The sequence below is a fragment of the Oleiphilus sp. HI0117 genome (genome assembly GCF_001635235.1).
This window is the reverse complement of the sequence record NZ_LWGA01001325.1, coordinates 1-553: the sequence shown is the minus strand read 5'-3', so window position 1 is coordinate 553 and position 553 is coordinate 1. Positions and strand designations below refer to the sequence as shown.

Annotated in this window: 1 protein-coding gene; it reads left to right on the top strand. The window is 47.0% G+C overall.

The window, feature by feature from the left end; translation table 11 throughout:
- Positions 1-553: polyprenyl synthetase family protein (locus A3757_RS22945; RefSeq protein ID WP_197470246.1), on the top strand; the 553-nt coding region annotated here is incomplete at both ends.

Here is a 553-nt window from a genome sequence, read left to right as displayed (position 1 = left end):
GTTCCGGTTATGGAAGTGCTATCGAATGCAACCAATGTCATTGCCGAAGGGGAAGTTTTCCAGTTAATGAACTGCAAAAACCCTGACGTATCAGAAGAAGCCTATTTTGAAGTCATAAAAAATAAAACAGCAATGCTATTTGAGGCAGCGTCTCACTCTTCAGCTCTGCTTGCAAACGCAAGTACTGAGCAACAAGAAGCCTTAAAGGAATACGGCCTGCAGCTAGGCTTAGCATTCCAGCTGGTTGACGACATGCTGGATTACATTGGCGACGCCGAGACAATGGGCAAGAATGTCGGCGATGACCTGGCCGAGGGCAAACCAACCTTGCCGCTGATCTACACTATGAAAAACGGCAGTGAAGAAGAGCGAGTTCTAATTCGTAAAGCCATCCGTAATGGTGACGCAAGCCAGCTCGATGCAATCTGTATCGCTGTACAAAATAGTGGCGCGCTAGATTACACTAAAAAGCAGGCTGATCTAGCTTATCAAAAAGCATGCGACTGCCTAGGTACTCTTCCAGGCAGCGTTTATAAAGAAGCACTTGCTGGGC